Genomic DNA, 20,078 nt, shown 5'->3' with positions numbered 1-20,078 from the left:
CCCGGGCGAACGGCCGATCCTGCTAACGATCCAGCGGGCTGCGGACGCCGTGGCCGCCGCGGTTGAGGACGTGGGTGTAGACCTGGGTGGTGGCGACGTCCTTGTGGCCGAGCAGCTCCTGGATGGTGCGCAGGTCGTAGCCGTCCTCGAGCAGGTGGGTCGCGAAGGAATGGCGCAGGGTGTGGCAGGTGGCCGGCTTGGCGATGCCCGCGCGGCGCACCGCCGACTTCACCGCCCGCTGCAGCAGGCTCTCTTCGTGGTGGTGCCGGCGCACCACCCCGCTGCGCGGATCCACGCTCCGCCGCCGGGCCGGGAACACGTACTGCCAGCCCCACTCGCGCGCGGCGCCGACGTACTTGCGTTCCAGCGCGTCGGGCAACCAGACCTCGCCGAAGCCCGCCGCCAGGTCGCGCTGGTGGATGCGCTGCGTTTCGCGCAATTGCGCGCGCAGCGGATCGCGCAGGCGCGCCGGCAGCATTGTGCGGCGGTCCTTTGCGCCCTTGCTCTGGCGCACGGTGATCTCGCCGCGGCCGAAGTCCACGTCCTTGACCCGCAGACGGACGCACTCCATCAGCCGCATCCCAGTGCCGTACAGCAAACTGGCCATCAACCAGTGGATGCCGTCGAGCTCGTCGAGCAGCGCCTGCACCTCCTCGCGGGCCAGCACCACCGGCAGCCGCTTGGGACGCTTGGCGCGGCGGATCTCCTCCATCCACGGCAGCTCGACCCCGAGGACCTCACGATACAGGAACAGCAGCGCGGAAAGCGCCTGGTTCTGGGTGGACGCTGCCACCCTGCCCTGCATGGCCAGGTGCGTCAGGAAGGCCTCCACCTCCAATGCGCCCATGCCGCACGGATGGCGCTTGCCGTTGGCGAGAATGAAGCGCCGGATCCAGCCGACGTAAGCCTGCTCGGTGCGCAGCGCCATGCCGAGGCGGCGCATGCGGGCGCGGGCTTCGGCGAGCAGCTTGCCGGGGCGGTCCGCCTCGAGCGGGCTGGCCACGGTGTCCGTGGCGGCTGGTGGCTCGCTTGCGGGCGGGGTTTCGCGGTGAGACGATCCCATCGGGGCGTGTTTCCAGGCATCCGGAATACACGGCAAGACTAGGCCGCAGATTTAGGCCGCACCGTCGGGGATAAGGCGTTGGATACGTGGGGTTTTTCCGATCGCGAGCGGACAGGCTGGATGGGGCTATCCCGCCCGTCTACACCCCGTTTTTCAATCGACTAGGTGTTAGGCCTGTGGCTAAAGCTCCTGTCCATTGCCCACGTTGCGCTGAGCCCCTCAGTTGGTCGCTTTCCGACTATTGGGGCGTAATCGACTACCGTTTTGGTGGGGGCAAGCCGCCTAGTGGCAGGGGCGGCCAGTTGCAATGCCCCCACTGCCACACTTGGCTCGTGCTTCCGTTAGGAGCACGGCTGCGTTGCTTGGCCGCATTCCTTTCAGCCGTACTCGTTGGAGTCTCAATGATGAGGCTTGCGTCGCTTCAAATCAGCTCCCCGTATATTTACTGGGCGCTCCTTTTGACTATTGTCGTGCTGGCCTACTATTGCTTGTTATGGATGATTCGCTCACAAAAGACATGGGTAGAGCGGCCACCCGGTCACGGGAGATAGCAATTCGATCAAGCCTAATCAGTCTCGGGTTCGACTCCGTGAGGTCGCACTTAGCCCTAACAATGCGTTCAAGCCGACACCGTTCCGCGGGCTGGCCCAGGCGGCAGGTAGAGCTTGCCACCTGGCCCACCCCGCTGCACGATGCGGCTTAACTTGAGTGTTAGGCCTCATGGAGATCAGTCATGCCAATCCGTATTAAAGACTTGGTGTCTCGCAATAACGGTGGCGATGGAGTGCGGATCGAGGGCGACGTAGAGCTCGACGCTGAGGGCTTGATCGTCGAGGGTAACGCGGGCAGTGGAGTCACCATCCTGCGCCACGCTTCTCTGTTAGAGCAGATTGGTCTACCTCGCGACACGGATCCCAGATCCTTGGCGCGCCTGCTTCAAGAGCTCCAAAGCATTCGTCCCGCCAGGCGACAGGAGTACGTAACAAAGAGCAGTCTCCTCCGGCGTGTCACCGGCGCCGTAGAGGGCATGACGGCGTTCGCAGCAAACGTAGCAACCATTTCCAGTAGCAGCCAAGTGCTCCAACTCATTCAACGTCTTCTAAACTGACGCGCAGCGGCCTAACAATGCGTTCAAGCCGAAATTGCATCTCTACGCCGGGCACATGGCACAAAGAGCTTGCCATGTGCCCGGCTACGCGCTGCAATTCGGCTTAACTTGAGCGTTAGGCCGCTAATGAACGAACTTCAGCGACTTCAAGATTGGTACCAGTCCCACTGTGACGGCGACTGGGAGCACTCGTATGGCGTTGAAATCGATACCTTGGACAATCCGGGTTGGGTCGTTCGAATCGACTTGGCGGACACTGAGCTTGAAGGGCGTGACTTTGTGGTGCTCGAGCGCGGTGACTCTGAGGCTGATCCGGATTGGATTCATTGCAGAGTAGAGTCTCGCGCCTTTGTTGGAACCGGCGGCGTTCGCAACCTCGCTGAAATCCTGGGTACTTTCCTCGAGTGGGCGGGGCGATGATGCGCAGCCTAACAATGCGTTCAAGCCGAAATTGCATCGCTACGCCAGCCACATGGCACAAAAAGCTTGCCATGTGCCCGGCTACGCGCTGCAATTCGGCTTAACTTGAGCGTTAGACATCACGGGAGAGTGACTTGGGACTTTACGTGAGCTCAGTTTCTGACCTGCCGCTGTCTGAATCACGCTCGTACTATTTGTACGTCCTCGACTATTGCAATTGGAACGAACCGGTTTCTGACATTCTCAAGGCAAACCTCGAGCGGATCGCTGCTATGTGTGCCGCAAACGATGCGGTAATGGTCAAGGGGCTTCCCGATAGTCATTTCTGCTCGGAGGTCCTTTCCTGGGTAGAGATAAATGGACAAGGGCCAAGTACGGTTCTCCCCGCCATTCTTATTACGACCATTCATCCAAGCTACTTCATTGACTCCAATGGCAAACAACCGCCTAACGAGATCAGTGACTCATTGATATTTCTTAAGATTCGAGAGCTATGCAAAAACCCGGGAGATGTTGTTGTTCTTCTTGAGAAGATATTCGGTGATATCACGGAGCGCAGGAAGATCAAAGACTTTACGATCGTTCGCGAGATGCGGAAAGGTGAGCACGGCGCCCTAGTTGACGCTCTAATCTTGGAGCCAAACGTGGGCGGACTCGGAGTCGACGTCAAAAAGCTGGTCAACTGGTTCAAAGGCCGGAGAAAGGGCTGATGTCTAACAATGCGTTCAAGCCGAAATTGCATCGCTACGCCGTCAACATGGCAGAAAGAGCTTGCCATGTTGCCAGCTACGCGCTGCAATTCGGCTTAACTTAGGCGTTAGGCGCCATGAGCAGAAGCAACGATCATTGGCTGTCGCTCGAAACCTCCGCTTCCGGCGACGAGGCCTTTCTGCATGCTAATCCGGCTGGTCTCAGGCTCTTGGCAAAAGTGCTCGAGAGACTCGCGGAACGAGTTGAAGCAGGCGACTTCCCTCACGATCATTTCTTTACAGAGGCATGGGGCTCGGGCGACCTGGCTCAAACTCTGCATAACTCTGAGAATCGCCTGATTCACCACCTTAAGGTTTTCGGATGGCCGGCCAAAATGGGTGACGCTGTCGATGGCACCTAACATTGCGTTCAAGCCGACATCGTTCCGCAGGCTGGCCCAGGCGGCAGGTGAAGCTTGCCACCTGGCCCACCCCGCTGCACGATGCGGCTAACTTGAGCGTTAGGCTCCCTATGAAGCGCCGCATACATATCCCGACAACCGCGCTTGCGTGCTTGGCGCTTACGGCTGCTTTGAGTATCCCAGGGGTGTTCTTGTGGCCCTTCATTGAACTTCGCTACTCCAACTTTCAGTACACGCCCGGTTTGCTGCAGACCACAATGGACGTGCTGCGCGTCCTTTTCATTCTGCTACCGATGCTTGCACTCGTGGGTGCACTCCGCATTAAACGCTGGAGCCTCTACCTACTCCTTCCCTTCCCCCTGATCGCGTGGACGTTTGGAGCTGGAGCTGTTCCTTTCCTTTCGCTCGCCTTCCCGTCCGTCATGTCCCGCGCCATTGCAGTAGCAGTAGTAAACCTCGCATTCCTGTTCGCTTGCGCGTGGCTTCTGTGGGGCAAATCCAGCTCCTCCACCTCAAGCCCACAAGGTGACCACCGGGGTAAGCTCGGAGCGCACCGAGAGGCCTAACAATGCATTCAAGCCGACATCGTTCCGCAGGCTGGCCCAGGCGGCAGGTAGAGCTTGCCACCTGGCCCACCCCACTGCACGATGCGGCTTAACTTGAGTGTTAGGCCTTATGACACATCAAAGTGAGTCAACCGTAACCCTCCGCATCTTCGGAGAAACTTTAGTACCTTCCGAGATCGAAGGGTTATTGGGCGTTACCGCGACTGATTCCTACGCAAAGGGCGACGTACTTCCAGGTCGAGGAAAGGATGGCGGGCCGAGACTTGCAAGACAAGGGATGTGGCGGATTGAGGTGGAGAGAAGCGAGCCTGCCGACCTAGACTCACAGATCCGCGCAATTCTTAACCTTCTCCCTTCTGATCTGGCAATTTGGAGCAGCTTGGATCCTAAGTTTCAGCTAGACCTGTTCTGTGGATTCTTTATGTCCGAGGGCAATGAGGTGATTGCGTTGCCTTCCGAGACGCTTACAGCGTTGGCGGATCGATCGATTGAACTTGTGCTGGACATCTATCAACTCAGTTCTGACTAGCAGACAGAGGCCTAACATTGCGTTCAAGCCGAAATTGCATCGCTACGCCGTCCACATGGCAGAAAAAGCTTGCCATGTGGCCAGCTACGCGCTGCAATTCGGCTTAACTTAGGCGTTAGGCCGCATGGAGCTAGAACCCCAACCTTATCGGTTCAAAGCATCTCTCCGCATGGTGCATCCAACGGCGGATCTCTCTAATTGCTCGCGTGAGTTTGGCTTAGTGCCGTCTCGACAATGGGAAGCTGGGGATGCTCGCGCTACACCTCGTGGCAGGCCACTCAAAGGGACTCGTGGCGAGTCGTACTGGACGGCCCCGCTGGACACATCCCTTCACGAGAACATTGAGAGCGGCCTGTCCCATATCGCTAACTGGCTAACGGAACACAGTACATTTTTGACTGATCACACGCGATCGGGTGGATCAGTGAAGCTCTTCATTGGCTTTTTCCTAGAGAGCTTTAACACCGGATTCGAGCTTAGTCCCAGCCTGCTGAGCAAGTTCGGTGCGCTTGGCGTAGGGCTGGATTTTGATGTATACGGTCAAGACGATGAGCCGGGGGCGGCCTAACAATGCGTTCAAGCCGACATCGTTCCGCAGGCCGGCCCAGGCGGCAGGTAGAGCTTGCCACCTGGTCCACCCCGCTGCACGATGCGGCTTAACTTGAGCGTTAGGCCGCATGAAACGCATCGTCGCAATCGGAGTGCTGCTTTCCTTGCTCGGGTGCGAGCCATACACGGTTACGAGTCGGTACGGGACGCTTGAAGAAGCTAGAGCCGACGGACTTTTCGATCGCGGGTGGCTACCTGAAGTGTTGCCCGCCTCGACTACCAAGATCCGCACTGAGAACGATCTAGACGTAAACATTTCTGAGGGAGAGTTCTCCTTCAACCCCGCGGACGCGGATTGGCTTTTCAAGCGACTGTCCAAAGGAGCCCCAACTACTAGCCGTTTCGCCGACTGGGAGGCAACAGTTGGGGCATACACCCGCCGTGGGTACTCCGCATGGTCTTTCCGCGACGAGGACTCAACTTGGGCCTTCTTCTGCAAGGCCCAGGAAGGACATTGCGACTACCTCATGTGGCTGCGGTAGCATGCGGCCTAACAATTCATTCAAGCCGACACCGTTCCGCGGGCTGGCCCAGGCGGCAGGTAGAGCTTGCCACCTGGCCCACCCCGCTGCACGATGCGGCTTAACTTGAGTGTTAGGCCGCAGGAGGATCTATGACCCCTGAGAAATGGCAAGCTGCTGCACTGACATTAGGCGCCGCCGCTTTCGTCGCAATGGCATTTTCGGCGCCGATCGAATACGCACTCAAGCGTCTTGACAGCCCAGGCCTCATTCGCTCGATCATCTCTGTCGTGTTCTTCGTCGCGTTCTTCAGCTTGGCGGTCTACTACGGTATCTCGTACGTAGAGAACCCGCTGCTTGTCGGGCTCCAATGCGGCTTGCTCGGCGTCGCCAGTGGGCAATTCGGTACGCTGGTGACCAAACGGAAGCGTACGCGTGCGGCCTGACAGTGCGTTAGGCCTCAGGGAGGATCTTATGCGCTACGGACTTGCGCTCTTCTTCAGCTTGCTACCGTTCGGCGTGGGTGCTTCGGACGTGCCAATGCACTTGATGTCCACCGCCAACATAACCTGCAGCACATACCTTTCCCTTCCTCCGGGTGACGAAACCGAAAAGCTCGAGTACTGGGTAGCGGGTCGCATCGTCGCCATCGTTCCTGCCACCTTCCAATCCAGCTTGGCCAGAATTCCGTTTCGTCAGATGCAACAGGATCTTCGAACGTGCTGCCAAGGCGCAGAGCTTGCCACCTTATTCGAAGCTTCGGCTGTTCTCGCCTTCAACTATCAAGGTGGCGGCGGTGAGCCCTAACATTGCGTTCAAGCCAACATCGTTCCGCAGGCCGGCCCTGGCGGCAGGGCCATGAAAGTCCTGCGCGTCGTCGCCAACATTGAAGCTCCTGATCCTGCAGCGGCCCAGGCCTTCTATCAGGATCTACTGGGCCTGGACCTACTGATGGATCACGGATGGATCCAGACGTTCGGTTCAAGCCAGGAGATGACTGTTCAAATCAGCGTTGCATCGCAGGGTGGCTCTGGCACGCCGGTTCCCGACCTGTCCGTTGAGGTCGATGATCTATCCAGTGCTTTGAGCAGGGCCCGGCAAGCTGGTATCGACATCGAGTACGGACCTGTGGAAGAGCCGTGGGGCGTTCGTCGCTTCTATGTGCGCGACCCCTTTGGTAGGCTCCTCAATGTCCTTGAGCATTTGTGAACGGCCCGCCCAACGCAAGGGCGTTGCCGTTGGGCTAGCAGCGGGGTGGCACCTATGACCGGCGTCATCAGCCGCCACAACGCCGAGCATTACATCTGGGGTGGCGACTGCGATGGCTGGCACCTGCTCAAGTCGCCGGGATTGAGCGTGATCCAGGAGCGCGTGCCTCCTGGCCGGCGTGAGGTTCGGCACTACCACCGGCACGCCTACCAGTTCTTCCATGTCCTCTCCGGCGTCGCAACGCTCGAGGTTGACGGCCGGATCGTGCAGCTCGGCCCCGGCGAGGGATACCCGGTTCCGCCGGGGCTGCCGCACCAACTCGCCAACGACGGCACGGAGGACCTGGAGTTCCTCGTCGTGTCCGCGCCGCCGAGCCATGGCGACCGCGTGTGATGCGGCTGTTCGAAGTCATTCGCTGGGGCAACGACTCCGACGACCCGCTGACCGGCGACCCCGAGAGGATAGTCATGCGTGCTTTGTCGCTGATGTTCCTGACAACACTTCTATCGGCTTGTGCGCACCAAAGCGGGCGGAAATCGTCATGAGTAAGCTAGCCGCTGTCTGCTCGGGGAGCCGCGTTGTATCGGACGAAATGTTTCGCGCCGGCATCGTTCCGCAGGCTGGCCCAGGCGGCAGGTAAAGCTTGCCACCCGGCCCACCCCGCTGCACGATGCGGCTCAACTTGAGTGTTGGGCAGCTATGGAGTGTTGGCTCCAATCATCGGATCTCTCCTGGCGGGCTTTGCGAGCAGACGTCGGCTCCGTGCTCGACTCCCTCCAGGCGCACGATTGGCTGACTGAGGATGCTTCCATGCGGGAGCGAGAGGAAAGCGGCCTGGATGCTTGCCCAGCGGGGATTGGCATGGTCCGTGGGGACGGCCAGATTCTTCATGTGTGCCCTGGACCAACGACGGCCTTGGTCCACCACCACTTTCCAAGCAGGGTTCTGGGGTTCCTGTGGCGGCGCACCGTGACCAGGACAGTCATGGACATGCCACTGCACCACGTCCCCAGGCTGATTCGAACCTTCTTCAGCGGCGGTGCGGTCGCACTCGAACGCAGTGTTGGGCGGCTCCGCGAAGCTGCCAAGACCTCATGAGCCCGAAACCCACCATAGCCCTGGTGATCGCCGGGCTTTCGTTCGCCACCGGCGCGATCGCCCAGTATTACTGGCCTGGCGCCTCCCAGTCCCCGATCGACTGGTTCCATGTGATTAGCGGAGCCGTCCTTCTCTTTGCCTGGTATCGGATCGATTCAAAGCAGCGTGGCTACAAGACCTCCCCTTGGCTGGACGCCGGCGTTTTTGCAATTGCCATTGTCGGGCTGACCTACTACTTCTTCAGGTCTCGAGGCGCCAAGTCGGGGGCGATTGCGACGCTGCTGTTCCTTGCCGCCATGCTGGCGGCCGGCATGCTTACCTTGGCTGGCCAGTACGCTACGTACTATGCCGTGCAGGTCTAGCATGCAAACCTTGATCGTTCGCATCCCATTCCTGTTAGGCGTCAGCTGCGTGCTGCTGCTGGTCATTTCCCTGCTGTACCGCTCATTGGTGCAGCCGAATTGGCTGCCCGCTCCAGGCGAGCCCTATGGCGTTGCCGACGTTCTCGAGGGCCTGCTGTGGTTTGCGGTCCTGGGACTGTCCGTTGCCTGCCTCGCCCTATCCGTAGTCCTTGCCCTGCCCTCCCGCTTCCGTGATATGCGCGGCGCGATTCGCATGCTCGCAATTGGCATTGGCGTCCCATTGGCCGCCTACCTGATCTATCCTCACCTGCCGCTTGTTCGGCTCGGCGGGGCCTGACGATGCGGCTTGCATTGGAGTGTCACGTTTCAAGGGGAGCTCATGGGGGACCTGATCTTCTTCGGTGTGGTGCTGTTGCTCCTGGTGTTCTTCTGCTTTATCGCCTTTTCGAGGCGCGGCAAGAACATGTTCCTGATAGGAGTTCTAAGCCTGGCGCCGGTTGGGGCAGCACTCGCCTGTGCCGACCCTCCGAAGACCGCCTTCAGGGACATCGTGTCGGCCGCTCCCAACGTCTTCGTTTTCCAGGTGACGAGCGCGTCCTACATCCGCGAGCCATTGGGCGGCGCCGCCTACACGGAATACATCGTCGCCCACATCCGGGTTGTGGATTCACTGAGGGGTGATGGCGCTTCGTTCAAACGCATCAGGTACAGCTTCCGCAACTGCGGATCCATACGCATGAGCGTAGGCCAGGTCTACCTGGCGGCCACATCGCAAAGCGGACCGGAGCTGCATCCGTGGGGCACGGATGTGGCACTGCTCGACCTCACCCGTGACCACTACCATGAGGACCTCAAACGGTCGCCCGCGGTGGACGTGGTGAAGTCAATCATCCGCGGCGAGCCGGTACCGGACGACTTTCCGAGGGATGATCTGGTTTCGCCCCTGGAGGTCTATCCAACGCCCCCTCCTCCATCTCAGAGGTAATAGCGGTGGCCAACAATGCATTGAAGCCGAAATTGCATCGCCTTGGCAGCGTGGTCCTTGCAGCAGTGCTAGCCGGGTGCGCTTCGTCTCCCGCCATGGGTCTTACGGTCATGGTCTCCGATGTCTTTCCCGAGGACCGGGGCGCCCCCTGACAGAAAAGGCTATAAGGGTGAGTAAAGAATGCTCAGCTTCCTGTACGTCCTGTCCCTCCTGTCGTTCGTGGCTATCGGTCCCCTGTATGTGATGGCATTCACGGCGCTGCACGACTTCGGCAAAGGCTTCCAGCGACTGCATCCGCATCTCTATACCCGATTGATAGGTGCCGATCCGCCCTCCTTTCTTTCGCCGGGGCGCACTACCAAGTTGTTTCGAGCCATCCAATCGGGGAAGTACCTTGGTGAGCCGATCTCCCCGGATCTCCTGGCCATCTACCGCAACACACGCAAATACGTGCTGGCTGCGCTGACCTGCTTCATCGTGCTGCTGTTCTCATTGCTCATCGTGGATGCGATCACCGATGGGTCGCGATAGGAGCCGTCGCAGGCCTGGCAATGCGTCCGGAGAACCGCACTTGAGTGGCCCTGCCAGCATGCAGCAGGCAATCGCGACCTTGCTCCATCATTACGCGACGGTCACGAATGGCGAGAGCGCGCTTTTCCCGGAGACGCTGGCGCAGATCTCCGAAATCCATGGCGTAGCCATCCCGGAGTTCTGCGACGCATTCGCACTTGCCGTAGCGGAGCGCCTAATCGGCGGAGAACTCGATGCCGATGGTGCGGAGTTCGCCATGGACGACCTCCTCGATGCTGCTGACTACTCGCTCCCGCCATTCGCTCGCGCGGTGTTCGACCTCACGGACTGCCAGGAGGCTCCCCGGAAGAGGTCGCCAGGCTCCTGCACGATCACATGGCCAGGGGGGTTGCCTGACGGGGCGTACAGGCCGCAGGATGGGGCCGACAGCGTGTTCTGACCTGGGAGGGACTCCGCAGTGCCGAGCAAGAACCGCATCATCGACCTGGACCGGGCGTCACGGAGCCTGTCGGGCTTCGTCTTCGCAGGCTGCCTCGGCGGCCTGCTGTTCGGGGTGGCCTTCGGCGGCATCGCTTCCGGCGTCGCCGGCGGGCTGCTGCTGGCGCCCCTGCTCTGGCTCGGCTACGTGGGAGTGGTCGCCCGGCCATGACCGGACCCGCCCCCTCCGTCACGCTGTGCGGGCAATCGGTGCCTTGCCAGCACGTCTGCGCCTTCGTCTCGTCCACCGACGAGCAGTACCGGATCCTCAATCCGTACTTCCGCGAGGGGCTGGAGGCCGGCGAATCGCTGGTCACCATCGTCGAGGCGGACTTCCACGACGAGCACCTGGAGCGGATGCGCGCGGGCGGCGATGCGGACTGGGTGCTGCGCAACCTGCAGACCACGGACGAGCTGATGGCGTACGAGGCCAAGGTGAACCTGCTCGCCCCGCAGTACGACTGCTCGCTGCTCTGCGTCTACAACGTCAACGCCTGCAGCGGCCAGGTCGTGGCCGATGCGTTGGCCACGCACTCGCACGTGGTCCTGGGCGAGCAGGTCCGCGCCAATCCCTTCTACGTCGAGCCGCTCGACTTCCTCAAGTCGGTGGCGCTGCGGCGGACCCATCCGGCGCCGATCCGGGCCGCGTAGCGGGGGCGACGGATGACGCAGGAGCGGATCCGCCGGCTGAAGTTCGCGAAGATCCACCCGCTGTACGTGCAGAAGGCGGAGCGGAAGGGACGCACGCGGGACGAGGTGGACGAGGTCCTGCGCTGGCTGACCGGCTACAGCCAGGCCGGCCTGCAGCGACAGATCGACCAGGAGACCGATCTCGAGACCTTCTTCGACCAGGCACCGGCGTTCCATCCCAACGCAGCGCTCATCAAGGGCGTGGTCTGCGGCGTGCGGGTGGAGGAGATCGAGGATCCGCTGATGCGCAAGGTCCGCTACATGGACAAGCTCGTGGACGAGCTCGCCAAGGGCAGGCCCATGGCGAAGATCCTGCGAAAGGAGGCATGACGGGCGCACGTGACGCGGCAATGACCCGGCCCGGCGCATCCTTTCCGGGAGTCAGACAGAGGATCGACCCTATGGCGAACAAGCCCGCCCCCAAGGGCACCAGCGGCAAGAAGCCGCCGGAAGCCGCGGACAGCCACGAGGTGATCGCCGACTGGATCGACGAGGCGATGCCGGGCCTGCAGCCGGTGGTGAAGAAGGTCGACAAGCTGATCCGCGACACCATCGACGGCCTGGAATACGCGGTGAAGTGGAAGAATGCGTTCTACGGGCTGCCGGATCGCGGCTGGATCATCGAGCTGGTGGCCTACGACGTCTCGGTCAACGTCGTGTTCCATGGCGGGAAGAAGCTCGATCCTCCGCCGCCGCTTGGCGAGGGCGATTCCCGCTACATCAAGATCAGGTCGGCCGAGGAAGCCGGATCCGACGAGCTGAAGGCCTGGATCCGGCAGGCCGCCGACGTGCCCGGCTGGAAGTAGCCGCGCGTGCCCGCCTGGCTCGACCTGCTGCAGTGGCCGGCGATGGCGGTCACGCTGTACGCGGCATGGCTGGTGGCCTCGCAGGACAAGCGCCGGCGCGAGCACGGGTTCTGGTGGTTCGTGGCCAGCAACGTGCTGTGGATCGCATGGGGCTGGCAGGCGGCCGCGTGGGCGCTGATCGTGCTGCAGCTGGGGCTGTTCGCGCTCAACCTGCGCGGGGCGTGGAAGAACGATACCGATTGAGCATCGTGTCGCGGCGCTGGCGCCCCCCTACAGGTCGGCGCCGAACGGGATGGCGCGGCGGCGTGCCTCGAGCTTGCCGCGCTGGTCGAGGATCTCGTAGGTGCTGGTGCCATCGGCCTGGCGCGCGAAGCGCAGGTCCAGGCCCGCTTCGCCGACCCGCAGGTTGCGCAAGGTGATCTCCGGGAGCCACTCGGGCAGGCGCGGGTCGAGGTAGAGCACGCCCGAGGGCGCGTGCGCGTACACCCCGAGCATGGCCTGGAGCATGGTCACCACGGTGGACGCGGACCAGGCCTGCGGCACGTTGGCCGCCGGGTAGATCGCCGGGAACGGGTGGTCGTCGTCGCGCGGGTGGCCGGCGAAGCATTCCGGCAGGCGCCGGTACTGGAACAGCGCCGCCGCCTGGAACATCGCGCTGCACACGCGCTCGGCCTCGGCATGGCAGCCGTAGCGGTAGCCGCCGACCACGAACGGGCCGTGCTCCACCGGCCAGATGGTGCCGCGGTGGTAGGCGTAGGGGTTGTAGGCGGGGTGCTCGCTGGACAGCGTGCGGATGCCCCAGCCGCTGAACAGGTCGGGCTGGAACAGGCGTTCCATCACGGTCGGCGCGAGCTCGGCCTCGGCGATGCCCAGCGCCATGCAGTGCAGCGCATTGGAGCCGATCGAGCGCACCTGGCGTCCCTTCGGGTCCAGGCCCATGGCGAAGAAGCCGGCGTCGGGCATCCAGTAGGCCTCGTTGAAGCGCCGCTGCAGTTCCTGCGCCTGGCGGCGCATCGCCCTGGCCTCGTCCTTGCGGCCGAAGTCGCGCAGCACGTCGGCAAGCGCCAGCTTGGCGGCGTAGACGATCGCCTGCTCCTCGCAGGTGGCGACCGGCTGCTCGCACTTGTTGCCGTGCTCGTCCACCAGGGCGTCGCCGGAGTCCTTCCAGGTCTGGTTGTCCATGCCCTGCTCCGAACGCGTGCCGATGGCGTAAAAGCCGCGCTCGTCGCGGGCATGGGTGTCGAGCCAGTGCAGCGCGCGCAGGGCCGGGTCGATCAACGGGGCGACGGCGTCGCGGTCGCCGGTCCACTGCCACAGCTGCGCGACCACGAACGGGTACAGCCCCGAGGCGGTCAGCGAGAAGTAGTCGCGCGCCTTGGGCTTGAAGCGCAGCTTGCCGAGCGGGCCGGTGTGGGCCTCGTGCAGCACGCGGCCCGGCTGCTCGTCGCGCCAGGGGTCGTCGCGGCTGCCCTGGCAGTCGGCCAGCGCCGGCAGCGTGCCGCGCATGATCTCCGGGCCGAGCAGCGCCGACTGCCAGCCGGCGGTCAGCGAATCGCGGCCGAACAGGGCCAGGAACATCGGCAGCCCGGCGGTCACCGTCCACGCGCGCTCGCCGCGATCGAGCCGGTGCAGGCGCAGGGCCGCGAGGTCGCCGCGCGCGCGTTCGAGCGCCTCGATCACCACCGGCGTCAGCGTGCGGCTCTCCGGGGTCTCGAAGTGCGTGGCCTCGTCCTGCCAGGCCTGGTCCCCGCTGCCCGGCCCGTCGCCGTCGCCGTCGCGGGTACGCGTGCAGCACGGCGGCTCGAGCGTGTCGCCGTCCACGATCGCCTTCCAGCTGAAGCAGGCGTGCCAGCGCCCCCGTGGCGGCAGCTCGATGTCGAACCAGATCCGGCGTCCGCGCCTCAGCGGCGGCGAATCGGCTTGCGTGATCGACAACACCAGGCTGCGCTCGGTGCGGGCGGTGCCGCGGTGGCCCTGTTCGTCGTAGGCGTGCTCGGCGCGGTAGTCGAAGCGCAACTCGCCGCCGTCGCCGCTGCGCTTCCAGCGGCGCTTCAGGGTGCCCTTCTGCTTGCGCTCGCCCTGGGTCTCGTCGAGGTCGGCGAAGTCGGCGTCGAGCTCGAAGGACAGGCGGAAGCTGGTGGGCTGCTGCGTGTAGTTGGTGAGGTCCAGGTCCTCGTGCATGCCCTCGCCGACCACGCGGGTGACGCGCAGCTCCAGCGCCTCCTGCGAGGCCGCGCGCACGCCGCCCTCCTCGCCGCCTTCGCCGCCCTGCCCCGGCGCGCGCACGATGTAGTAGCCCATCCAGTGGTCCTGGCGGATGTTGGACACCGCCGCCGGATACGGGCGCTGGCGCCCGATGCGGCAGCGGTACAGGCTGAGCATGCGGGTCTCGTGCACGAACAGGCCCTGCTCCTCGCCCGGCTCGATGAAGCCGTCGCGCTGGGTCGAGAGCACGGTGTCGCCGCGGCTGACCAGCAGCGCGTCGGCGCGCACCTGCAGGCGCGCGATGCTGCGGGCGACGTCGCCGAGCGGCGGGCTCACGCGCCGCCCTCGCCACGCAGCTGCGGCAGCACGCTCGCGCCGAAGGCGTCGATGAACGCCTCCTGCCCGCGGTTGACGTTGTGCAGCAGCAACTGGTCCGCGCCGGACTCGAGGTCTTCCCGCAACCACGCAGCGTGGCGCTGGAGGTCGGAGGAGATGCGTACCGACCCGGCCACGTCCTCGGCGCGCACGAACTTCGCCGCCGCCTCGAACTGCGCCGGCGTGCGCAGGTCCGCGGCGACGCTGCCGTCGAAGATGTTGGTGCGCCATTGCTCGAGCGCGCCGTCGCGCGCGGCGGCCTCGTCGGGCGCCCACGACAGCTTGACCTGCAGGCGCACCGGCTTGCCCTCGCCGCCACCCTCGCGGAAGGCCTGGATGAGCTCGCGCAGTTTGTCGCGCCGCTGCGTCACGGTGATCAGGCCGTCGGCCCAGCCGCCGGCCCAGCGCGCGGTCTCCGGGCTGAGGGCTGCGGCGAACAGCGGCGGCGGTGTGTCGGGCAGGCTGTAGAGCCGGGCGCGGTCCACGACCACCTCGCCGAAGTGGCTGACCTCCTCGCCGCGCCACAGCGCGCGCATCACCTCGGCCGCCTCGCGCAGGCGGGCGTTGCGGCGGTCCTTGGGCGGCCACGGTTCGCCGGTGATGCACTCGTTGAGCGCTTCGCCGCTTCCCACGGCGAGCCAGAAGCGGTCGCCGTGCAGTACCGCGAGGGTCGCCGCGGCCTGCGCGATCACTGCCGGGTGGTAGCGGCCGCCGGGGGCGTTGACCACGCCGAACGGCAGCGCCGTGGTCGCCATCGCCGCGCCCAGCCAGGTCCAGGCGTGGCCGCTGTTTCCCTGCGCGCTGCTCCAGGGGTGGAAGTGGTCCGAGCACATGGCGGCGCCGAACCCGGCCTGCTCGGCGCGCTGGACCAGGCGCAGCAAGGCGTCGGGCGCGAACTGTTCGTGCGAGGCGTGGTAGCCGACCCTGGCCATGGCGCTCAGTCCGCCGCGAAGGCGATGGTGGTCATCAACGCGTTCTCGGCCTGGCGCGAATCCAGGCGCGTGTGCTGGACCACGATCGGCACGTCCGACTCGATCACGCTGGCGAACGGAGTGTCCTTCGGGATCGGTTCCGGATCCTCGAGCGCGTTGAAGCGCAGGTGGTCCGTACGCCGCGGCGCCACGGTGACGGTGTACGGGCCGGCCGGCTCGCGGTCGGCGAAGAACACGGTGATGCGCACCGTGGCCTCGCTGTCGCCGGCATTGAGGATGCAGCAGGTCTCGTGGCTTTCCAGTTGCGGCGCGGGGCCGTTGCTCCAGGCCGGGATGTAGCCTTCGGCGATCGCCCAGCGCTTGCGTCCGATCGGGTCCATGCGCGGAGCATTGCAGGGCCCGTGCGCAGGCGGCGTCATGACGCAGGCAAAAAAAAGCCCCGCCGGGGCGGGGCTTCGGCCGGGCGTGCCCGGCGCTACATTTGGGGTTACGCGGTGACGGGTTCCACGCCTGCCGCCTGCGCGCCCTTCGGGCCCTGCTGGACCTCATAGCTCACGCGCTGGCCTTCCTGCAGACTGCGGAATCCCTTCGAGTTGATCGCCGAATAGTGCACGAACACGTCGGCGCTGCCGTCCTCGGGAGCGATGAAGCCGAACCCCTTGGCGTCGTTGAACCACTTCACGGTGCCGTACTGCATATCGCTGCTGACCTCGTCCTGGATGGTATGCGTGCGTGGCGCGTGGGGCAGCCGGCGCACGGGCCGAGTATGCAAAGCCGTGGGGCGGCTTGCAATCACCCCGCCAGCAGGGCTTGGACGATCCGTGACACGCGGCCGGTGGCGGACGCGACATTGGCCAGCACCTCGTCCAGGGTGATGGCCTCGTCCGGATCGGGCCCGGCGCCGGCCGCCCAGTTGGCGACGATGGCGAGGCAGGCGTACTCCAGGCCGAGCTCGCGGGCGAGCCCGGCCTCGGGCATCCCGGTCATGCCGACGAGGTCGCAGCCGTCGCGGCGCATGCGCGCGATCTCGGCCTTCGTCTCCAGGCGCGGGCCCTGGGTGGCGCCGTAGCAGCCGCCGTCGGCCACCGGGACGCCGGCGCGGCGCGCGGCCTCGAGCAGCTCGCGGCGCAGCGCCGCGGTGTAGGGCTCGCCGAAGTCCACGTGCAGGACCTCGGTGCCCGGCTCCTCGCACAGGGTGGAGATCCGGCCCCAGGTGTAGTCGATGAGCTGGTCCGGGCAGCCGAGGGCGCCGGGCGGGTAGCCGGCGCCGATGCCGCCGACGGTATTGAGCGCGAGCACCCTGCGGGCGCCCGCTTGTTGCAGTGCAGCGAGATTGGCCCGGTAGTTGATGCGGTGCGGTGGCACGCCGTGGCCCTCGCCGTGGCGGGCGAGGAAGGCCACCCGGCGGCCGGCCAGCGTGCCCACGCGCACCGGGCCCGAGGGCTGGCCGTAGCGGGTCTCCTGCTCGATGGTCTCGACGTCGGCGAGCTCGGCCAGGGCGTAGACCCCGGTACCGCCGATGATGGCGAGGTCGATGGGCTGGCCGTCGGCGGAGGTGGTCATAGCGCGTAGATCGCCGGCAGGTTGCGGCCCTGCTCGTGGTAGTCCATGCCGTAGCCGAACACGTAGCGGTCCGGGACCTCGAGGCCGGCGTAGTCGGCGCACAGGCCGGCGACGCAGCGGTCGTGGGTCTTGGTGACCATGGCCGCGATCCGGACCTCGCGCGCGCCCTGCCCGTCGCACCAGGCGCGGACCGCGGCGAGGGTGTGGCCCTCGTCCACGATGTCGTCCAGCAGCAGCACGCGGCGGCCGCGCAGCGGGGTCGCCGGGCGGTGCTTCCAGGCCAGCTCGCCGCCGGTGGTGGCGCCGCGGTAGCGGGTGGCGTGCAGGTAGTCGAGCTCGGCGTCGAAGCCGCGCGCGCCCACCGCCAGCGCCAGCCGCGCCGCGAACGGCAGGCCGCCGTGCATAACGGTCAGGAACAGCGGGCGGCGTTCCGGGCCGGTGGCGTCGAGCGCCGTGTAGTCGGCGACGATGCGTTCGGCCATGGCCTCGATGGCGGCCTCGATGGTGGCGCGGTCGTGGATCAGCTCGGCGCGCTGCATCGCCTCGGCGAGCGGCGGCATGGTCCCGGTCGTCGGCTTGCTCATGCGAGTCCGCCTTCCAACCGGTCGCGGGCATCGTCGTAGCGGGTATCGGCGAGCAGTCCGTCCCAGGCCATCGGGCCGCGGCCGATCAGCCCGATCAGCGCGGCGGTGTTGAGCCGGCGGCCCTCGACCGCGGCCAGCGAATCCTCGACCAGCTCCGGATGGCAGACCAGCACCACGTCGCAGCCGGCGTCCAGGTGGGCGTGGATGCGCGCCCCCACGCCGCCGGCGGAGAACGCCGCGGCCATGCCGATGTCGTCGGAGAACACGACGCCGCGGAAGCCCAGCCCCCCGGAAGCATGGTCGCTGCGCAGGATGTCCTCGATCCAGCGCTTCGAATAGCCGGCCGGTTCCGGCGCGACCCGCGGGTAGACCACGTGCGCCATCATCACCGCGTCGGCCCCGGCCTGGATTCCGGCGACGAACGGGACCAGGTCGAGCGCGCGGATCTCCTCCAGCGGGCGGTCGTCCACCGCGTCGTCGACGTGGGTGTCCTCGAGCACCGAGCCGTGGCCGGGGAAGTGCTTGAGGGTCGCGGCCATGCCGGCCTCGTGCATGCCTTCGACGTAGGCGCGGGTGAAGGCCGCGACCACTTCGGGATCTGGCGAGAACGCGCGGTCGCCGATGGCGCGGTTGCCGCGGCCGAGGTCGACCACCGGCGCGAAGCTCAGGTCCACGCCGCTGGCGCGCACTTCGCTGGCCATCAGCCAGGCGTGCTCGCGCGCGAGCTGCAGCGCGTGCTCGCGGTCGGCGGCATAGAGCTTGCCGAAACCCTCGAGCGGCGGCAGCGCGGCGTAGCCCTCGCGGAAGCGCTGCACGCGGCCGCCCTCCTGGTCCACGCAAATGAGCTGCGGGCGCGGCGCGCCCTCGCGGATCGCCTGCGACAGCTCGGCGACCTGCGCCTTCGAGGCGAAGTTGCGGGCGAACAGGATCACGCCGGCGCAGGCGTCGTGCTGCAGCCAGTCGCGTTCCTGCGGGGTGAGTTCGGTGCCGGCTATGCCGATTACGAGCATTGGTTGTCGCGGCGCTAGCGCCGCTCCTACAGGGTTGGAGGGGTAAAGACTGCGATGGATTCTACGTGGGCGGTGTGGGGGAACATGTCCATCACGCCCGCGGCCTGCAGGGTCCAGCCGCGCTCGTTGACCAGGTAGCCGGCGTCGCGGGCCAGCGAGCCGGGGTGGCAGCTCACGTAGACGATGCGCTTCAGCCCCTTGAGCGGGAACTGGCGCAGCACCTCGATCGCGCCCGAGCGCGGGGGGTCGAGCAGCAGGCGGTCGAAGCCGCCGCGCATCCAGGGTTGGCCGGACAGGTCCTTCGCGAGGTCGGCGGCGTGGAAGCTGGCGCCGGGGAGATCGTTGTGGGCGGCGTTGTCGCGCGCGCGCCGGACCAGGCCGGCGTCGCCCTCCACCCCGACCACCTCGGCGGCGGTGCGCGCCAGCGGCAGGGTGAAGTTGCCGAGCCCGCAGAACAGGTCGAGCACGCGTTCGCCCGGCTGCACGTCGAGCAACTCGATCGCGCGCCGGATCATGCGCGCGTTGAGCCCGGCGTTGACCTGGATGAAGTCCAGCGGCTGGAACAGCAGTTCGACGTCCCAGTCCGGCAGGCGGAACGCGAGCCGCGGATCGTCCGGCCACAACGCGTGCACGGAGTCCACGCCGCCCGGCTGCAGGAAGATGGCGACGCCGTGTTCGCGGCCGAACGCAACGAGGCGCTCGCGGTCGCCGTCGGACAGCGGCTGCAGGTGGCGGAACACCAGCGCCACCCCGCGGAAACCAGGCGACGGATCGCCGGCGATGAACTCGACCTGCGGGATGTCGCGGCGCGCGTCCATCGCGTCCACCAGCGCGGCGAGCGCGGCGACCTTCGTGCCTACCAGCGGGATTACGGTGTGGCACTCGGCGAGGTCGGCGACGAAGCGCGGATCCTGCTCGCGGAAGCCGACCAGGGTCTTGCCCTTCTTCTCCACCCGGCGCACCGAGAACCGGCCCTTGCGGCGGTAGCCCCAGGCGGTGTCCACCAGCGGCTCGAGCACCGCCTTCGGCGCGACGTGGCCGATGCGCTCGAGGTTCTCCAGAAGCACGCGCTGCTTGGCGTGGATCTGCTTCGTTTCGTCCAGGTGCTGCAGCGCGCAGCCGCCGCAGGTGCCGAAGTGGACGCAGCGCGGCGCCACCCGGTCGGGCGAGGCCTGCAGCACCTCGAGCGTGCGCGCCTCGTCGAAGCTGCGCTGGCGCCCGGTCTGTTGCACCAGCACCCGTTCGCCGGGCAGCGCGCCGGCAACGAACACGGTCTTGCCGGCATGCGCATGCCCTTCCGGCCTGCGGGCGACGCCGCGGCCGTCATGGCTCAGGTCGGTGATCTCGAGTTCGAAGGGCGTCTGGTCGATGCGTGCCAAGTCGG

At 65.4% G+C, this 20,078-nt stretch carries 27 protein-coding genes; 18 read left to right on the top strand and 9 right to left on the bottom strand.

Annotated elements, in window-relative coordinates; translation table 11 throughout:
• Nucleotides 1-22 precede the first annotated feature (22 nt).
• Complete coding sequence (locus tag E4F25_RS00970) at nt 23-1,003, bottom strand: integron integrase (protein WP_455423385.1); 981 nt, start codon at nt 1,001-1,003, stop codon at nt 23-25.
• A gap of 1,294 nt (nt 1,004-2,297) precedes the next feature.
• Here E4F25_RS00970 and E4F25_RS11675 point away from each other — a divergent pair.
• The 18 genes from E4F25_RS11675 (at nt 2,298) to E4F25_RS00875 (ending at nt 12,268) form a co-directional block, all read left to right on the top strand.
• Entirely contained in the window at nt 2,298-2,591 is a 294-nt protein-coding gene (locus E4F25_RS11675) for an immunity 53 family protein (RefSeq protein WP_140908426.1), read from the top strand.
• A gap of 134 nt (nt 2,592-2,725) precedes the next feature.
• The gene (locus E4F25_RS00960) at nt 2,726-3,301 is read left to right on the top strand and encodes a hypothetical protein (protein ID WP_140908425.1); all 576 of its coding nucleotides are present in this window, start codon (nt 2,726-2,728) and stop codon (nt 3,299-3,301) included.
• A gap of 116 nt (nt 3,302-3,417) precedes the next feature.
• Nucleotides 3,418-3,702: an Imm32 family immunity protein gene (locus E4F25_RS00955; RefSeq protein ID WP_140908424.1), complete on the top strand. Its 285-nt coding sequence runs from the start codon at nt 3,418-3,420 to the stop codon at nt 3,700-3,702.
• Nucleotides 3,703-4,377: 675 nt separating this feature from the next.
• Nucleotides 4,378-4,797: a DUF4279 domain-containing protein gene (locus E4F25_RS00950; RefSeq protein ID WP_140908423.1), complete on the top strand. Its 420-nt coding sequence runs from the start codon at nt 4,378-4,380 to the stop codon at nt 4,795-4,797.
• Between the two features lie 1,222 nt (nt 4,798-6,019).
• Entirely contained in the window at nt 6,020-6,313 is a 294-nt protein-coding gene (locus tag E4F25_RS00940) for a hypothetical protein (protein ID WP_140908421.1), read from the top strand.
• Nucleotides 6,314-6,341: 28 nt separating this feature from the next.
• Nucleotides 6,342-6,674, top strand: a complete 333-nt coding sequence (locus E4F25_RS00935) for a hypothetical protein (RefSeq protein WP_140908420.1) — start codon at nt 6,342-6,344, stop codon at nt 6,672-6,674.
• A 51-nt stretch (nt 6,675-6,725) separates the two neighbouring features.
• Nucleotides 6,726-7,076, top strand: a complete 351-nt coding sequence (locus tag E4F25_RS00930) for a VOC family protein (protein WP_140908419.1) — start codon at nt 6,726-6,728, stop codon at nt 7,074-7,076.
• A gap of 54 nt (nt 7,077-7,130) precedes the next feature.
• The gene (locus E4F25_RS00925) at nt 7,131-7,469 is read left to right on the top strand and encodes a cupin domain-containing protein (protein WP_140908418.1); all 339 of its coding nucleotides are present in this window, start codon (nt 7,131-7,133) and stop codon (nt 7,467-7,469) included.
• Nucleotides 7,470-8,170: 701 nt separating this feature from the next.
• On the top strand, nt 8,171-8,536 hold the full coding sequence (locus E4F25_RS00920; RefSeq protein WP_140908417.1) for a DMT family transporter: 366 nt from the start codon (nt 8,171-8,173) through the stop codon (nt 8,534-8,536).
• Nucleotide 8,537: 1 nt separating this feature from the next.
• The gene (locus E4F25_RS00915; protein WP_220433165.1) at nt 8,538-8,873 is read left to right on the top strand and encodes a hypothetical protein; all 336 of its coding nucleotides are present in this window, start codon (nt 8,538-8,540) and stop codon (nt 8,871-8,873) included.
• A 42-nt stretch (nt 8,874-8,915) separates the two neighbouring features.
• On the top strand, nt 8,916-9,521 hold the full coding sequence (locus tag E4F25_RS00910) for a hypothetical protein (RefSeq protein WP_140908415.1): 606 nt from the start codon (nt 8,916-8,918) through the stop codon (nt 9,519-9,521).
• Nucleotides 9,522-9,701: 180 nt separating this feature from the next.
• Complete coding sequence (locus tag E4F25_RS00905; RefSeq protein WP_140908414.1) at nt 9,702-10,052, top strand: hypothetical protein; 351 nt, start codon at nt 9,702-9,704, stop codon at nt 10,050-10,052.
• 58 nt (nt 10,053-10,110) lie between these two features.
• Nucleotides 10,111-10,491 carry a hypothetical protein gene (locus E4F25_RS00900; RefSeq protein ID WP_140908413.1) on the top strand — a complete coding sequence of 127 codons (381 nt, stop codon included), beginning with the start codon at nt 10,111-10,113 and terminating at the stop codon, nt 10,489-10,491.
• Nucleotides 10,492-10,509: 18 nt separating this feature from the next.
• Nucleotides 10,510-10,701 carry a hypothetical protein gene (locus E4F25_RS00895; protein ID WP_140908412.1) on the top strand — a complete coding sequence of 64 codons (192 nt, stop codon included), beginning with the start codon at nt 10,510-10,512 and terminating at the stop codon, nt 10,699-10,701.
• On the top strand, nt 10,698-11,180 hold the full coding sequence (locus E4F25_RS00890) for an MEDS domain-containing protein (protein ID WP_140908411.1): 483 nt from the start codon (nt 10,698-10,700) through the stop codon (nt 11,178-11,180). Before E4F25_RS00895 ends, E4F25_RS00890 begins: the two co-directional genes overlap by 4 nt.
• A gap of 12 nt (nt 11,181-11,192) precedes the next feature.
• Complete coding sequence (locus E4F25_RS00885) at nt 11,193-11,549, top strand: DUF2200 domain-containing protein (protein ID WP_140908410.1); 357 nt, start codon at nt 11,193-11,195, stop codon at nt 11,547-11,549.
• A 71-nt stretch (nt 11,550-11,620) separates the two neighbouring features.
• A complete protein-coding gene (locus E4F25_RS00880) occupies nt 11,621-12,025 on the top strand; it encodes a DUF1801 domain-containing protein (RefSeq protein WP_140908409.1) in 405 nt (134 codons plus the stop codon).
• A 6-nt stretch (nt 12,026-12,031) separates the two neighbouring features.
• Nucleotides 12,032-12,268 (top strand): hypothetical protein, encoded by a 237-nt coding sequence (locus tag E4F25_RS00875; protein ID WP_246069679.1) that lies wholly within the window; start codon nt 12,032-12,034, stop codon nt 12,266-12,268.
• 27 nt (nt 12,269-12,295) lie between these two features.
• On the opposite strand, the gene E4F25_RS00870 is transcribed toward E4F25_RS00875, so the two are convergent.
• The 8 genes from E4F25_RS00870 to rlmD all read right to left on the bottom strand — a co-directional run bounded on the left by E4F25_RS00870 (nt 12,296) and on the right by rlmD (nt 20,073).
• Nucleotides 12,296-14,566, bottom strand: coding sequence for an amylo-alpha-1,6-glucosidase (locus E4F25_RS00870; protein ID WP_140908408.1), 2,271 nt, complete (start codon nt 14,564-14,566; stop codon nt 12,296-12,298).
• The gene (locus E4F25_RS11550; RefSeq protein ID WP_140908407.1) at nt 14,563-15,537 is read right to left on the bottom strand and encodes a TIGR03885 family FMN-dependent LLM class oxidoreductase; all 975 of its coding nucleotides are present in this window, start codon (nt 15,535-15,537) and stop codon (nt 14,563-14,565) included. The genes E4F25_RS00870 and E4F25_RS11550 overlap by 4 nt, the downstream gene beginning before the upstream one ends.
• Nucleotides 15,538-15,542: 5 nt before the next feature.
• Complete coding sequence (locus E4F25_RS11545; protein ID WP_140908406.1) at nt 15,543-15,917, bottom strand: sensory rhodopsin transducer; 375 nt, start codon at nt 15,915-15,917, stop codon at nt 15,543-15,545.
• Nucleotides 15,918-16,024: 107 nt separating this feature from the next.
• Nucleotides 16,025-16,234, bottom strand: coding sequence for a cold-shock protein (locus E4F25_RS00855; RefSeq protein ID WP_140910243.1), 210 nt, complete (start codon nt 16,232-16,234; stop codon nt 16,025-16,027).
• 95 nt (nt 16,235-16,329) lie between these two features.
• Nucleotides 16,330-17,100 (bottom strand): S-methyl-5'-thioinosine phosphorylase, encoded by a 771-nt coding sequence (locus tag E4F25_RS00850; RefSeq protein ID WP_140908405.1) that lies wholly within the window; start codon nt 17,098-17,100, stop codon nt 16,330-16,332.
• Complete coding sequence (locus tag E4F25_RS00845; protein WP_181168272.1) at nt 17,097-17,660, bottom strand: hypoxanthine-guanine phosphoribosyltransferase; 564 nt, start codon at nt 17,658-17,660, stop codon at nt 17,097-17,099. The genes E4F25_RS00850 and E4F25_RS00845 overlap by 4 nt, the downstream gene beginning before the upstream one ends.
• Before the next feature lie 20 nt (nt 17,661-17,680).
• Nucleotides 17,681-18,694, bottom strand: coding sequence for a beta-N-acetylhexosaminidase (gene nagZ / locus E4F25_RS00840; RefSeq protein WP_140908403.1), 1,014 nt, complete (start codon nt 18,692-18,694; stop codon nt 17,681-17,683).
• Between the two features lie 26 nt (nt 18,695-18,720).
• Nucleotides 18,721-20,073: a 23S rRNA (uracil(1939)-C(5))-methyltransferase RlmD gene (gene rlmD, locus E4F25_RS00835; RefSeq protein ID WP_220433163.1), complete on the bottom strand. Its 1,353-nt coding sequence runs from the start codon at nt 20,071-20,073 to the stop codon at nt 18,721-18,723.
• Between the last annotated feature and the right edge of the window lie 5 nt (nt 20,074-20,078).

Source organism: Cognatiluteimonas lumbrici (assembly GCF_006476065.1).
Taxonomy (GTDB): domain Bacteria; phylum Pseudomonadota; class Gammaproteobacteria; order Xanthomonadales; family Xanthomonadaceae; genus Cognatiluteimonas; species Cognatiluteimonas lumbrici.
This window is presented reverse-complemented; position numbering and strand designations above follow the sequence as displayed.

Excerpts from the sequence above, each read along its gene's own strand:
- E4F25_RS11675 (WP_140908426.1), top strand. The coding sequence starts at position 2,298 with ATGAACGAACTTCAGCGACTTCAAGATTGGTACCAGTCCCACTGTGAC.
- E4F25_RS00955 (WP_140908424.1), top strand. The coding sequence starts at position 3,418 with ATGAGCAGAAGCAACGATCATTGGCTGTCGCTCGAAACCTCCGCTTCC.
- E4F25_RS00950 (WP_140908423.1), top strand. The coding sequence starts at position 4,378 with ATGACACATCAAAGTGAGTCAACCGTAACCCTCCGCATCTTCGGAGAA.
- E4F25_RS00940 (WP_140908421.1), top strand. The coding sequence starts at position 6,020 with ATGACCCCTGAGAAATGGCAAGCTGCTGCACTGACATTAGGCGCCGCC.
- E4F25_RS00935 (WP_140908420.1), top strand. The coding sequence starts at position 6,342 with ATGCGCTACGGACTTGCGCTCTTCTTCAGCTTGCTACCGTTCGGCGTG.
- E4F25_RS00930 (WP_140908419.1), top strand. The coding sequence starts at position 6,726 with ATGAAAGTCCTGCGCGTCGTCGCCAACATTGAAGCTCCTGATCCTGCA.
- E4F25_RS00925 (WP_140908418.1), top strand. The coding sequence starts at position 7,131 with ATGACCGGCGTCATCAGCCGCCACAACGCCGAGCATTACATCTGGGGT.
- E4F25_RS00920 (WP_140908417.1), top strand. The coding sequence starts at position 8,171 with ATGAGCCCGAAACCCACCATAGCCCTGGTGATCGCCGGGCTTTCGTTC.
- E4F25_RS00915 (WP_220433165.1), top strand. The coding sequence starts at position 8,538 with ATGCAAACCTTGATCGTTCGCATCCCATTCCTGTTAGGCGTCAGCTGC.
- E4F25_RS00910 (WP_140908415.1), top strand. The coding sequence starts at position 8,916 with ATGGGGGACCTGATCTTCTTCGGTGTGGTGCTGTTGCTCCTGGTGTTC.
- E4F25_RS00905 (WP_140908414.1), top strand. The coding sequence starts at position 9,702 with ATGCTCAGCTTCCTGTACGTCCTGTCCCTCCTGTCGTTCGTGGCTATC.
- E4F25_RS00900 (WP_140908413.1), top strand. The coding sequence starts at position 10,111 with ATGCAGCAGGCAATCGCGACCTTGCTCCATCATTACGCGACGGTCACG.
- E4F25_RS00890 (WP_140908411.1), top strand. The coding sequence starts at position 10,698 with ATGACCGGACCCGCCCCCTCCGTCACGCTGTGCGGGCAATCGGTGCCT.
- E4F25_RS00885 (WP_140908410.1), top strand. The coding sequence starts at position 11,193 with ATGACGCAGGAGCGGATCCGCCGGCTGAAGTTCGCGAAGATCCACCCG.
- E4F25_RS00880 (WP_140908409.1), top strand. The coding sequence starts at position 11,621 with ATGGCGAACAAGCCCGCCCCCAAGGGCACCAGCGGCAAGAAGCCGCCG.
- E4F25_RS11550 (WP_140908407.1), bottom strand. The coding sequence starts at position 15,537 with ATGGCCAGGGTCGGCTACCACGCCTCGCACGAACAGTTCGCGCCCGAC.
- E4F25_RS11545 (WP_140908406.1), bottom strand. The coding sequence starts at position 15,917 with ATGGACCCGATCGGACGCAAGCGCTGGGCGATCGCCGAAGGCTACATC.
- E4F25_RS00855 (WP_140910243.1), bottom strand. The coding sequence starts at position 16,234 with ATGCAGTACGGCACCGTGAAGTGGTTCAACGACGCCAAGGGGTTCGGC.
- E4F25_RS00850 (WP_140908405.1), bottom strand. The coding sequence starts at position 17,100 with ATGACCACCTCCGCCGACGGCCAGCCCATCGACCTCGCCATCATCGGC.
- E4F25_RS00845 (WP_181168272.1), bottom strand. The coding sequence starts at position 17,660 with ATGCCGCCGCTCGCCGAGGCGATGCAGCGCGCCGAGCTGATCCACGAC.
- nagZ (WP_140908403.1), bottom strand. The coding sequence starts at position 18,694 with ATGCTCGTAATCGGCATAGCCGGCACCGAACTCACCCCGCAGGAACGC.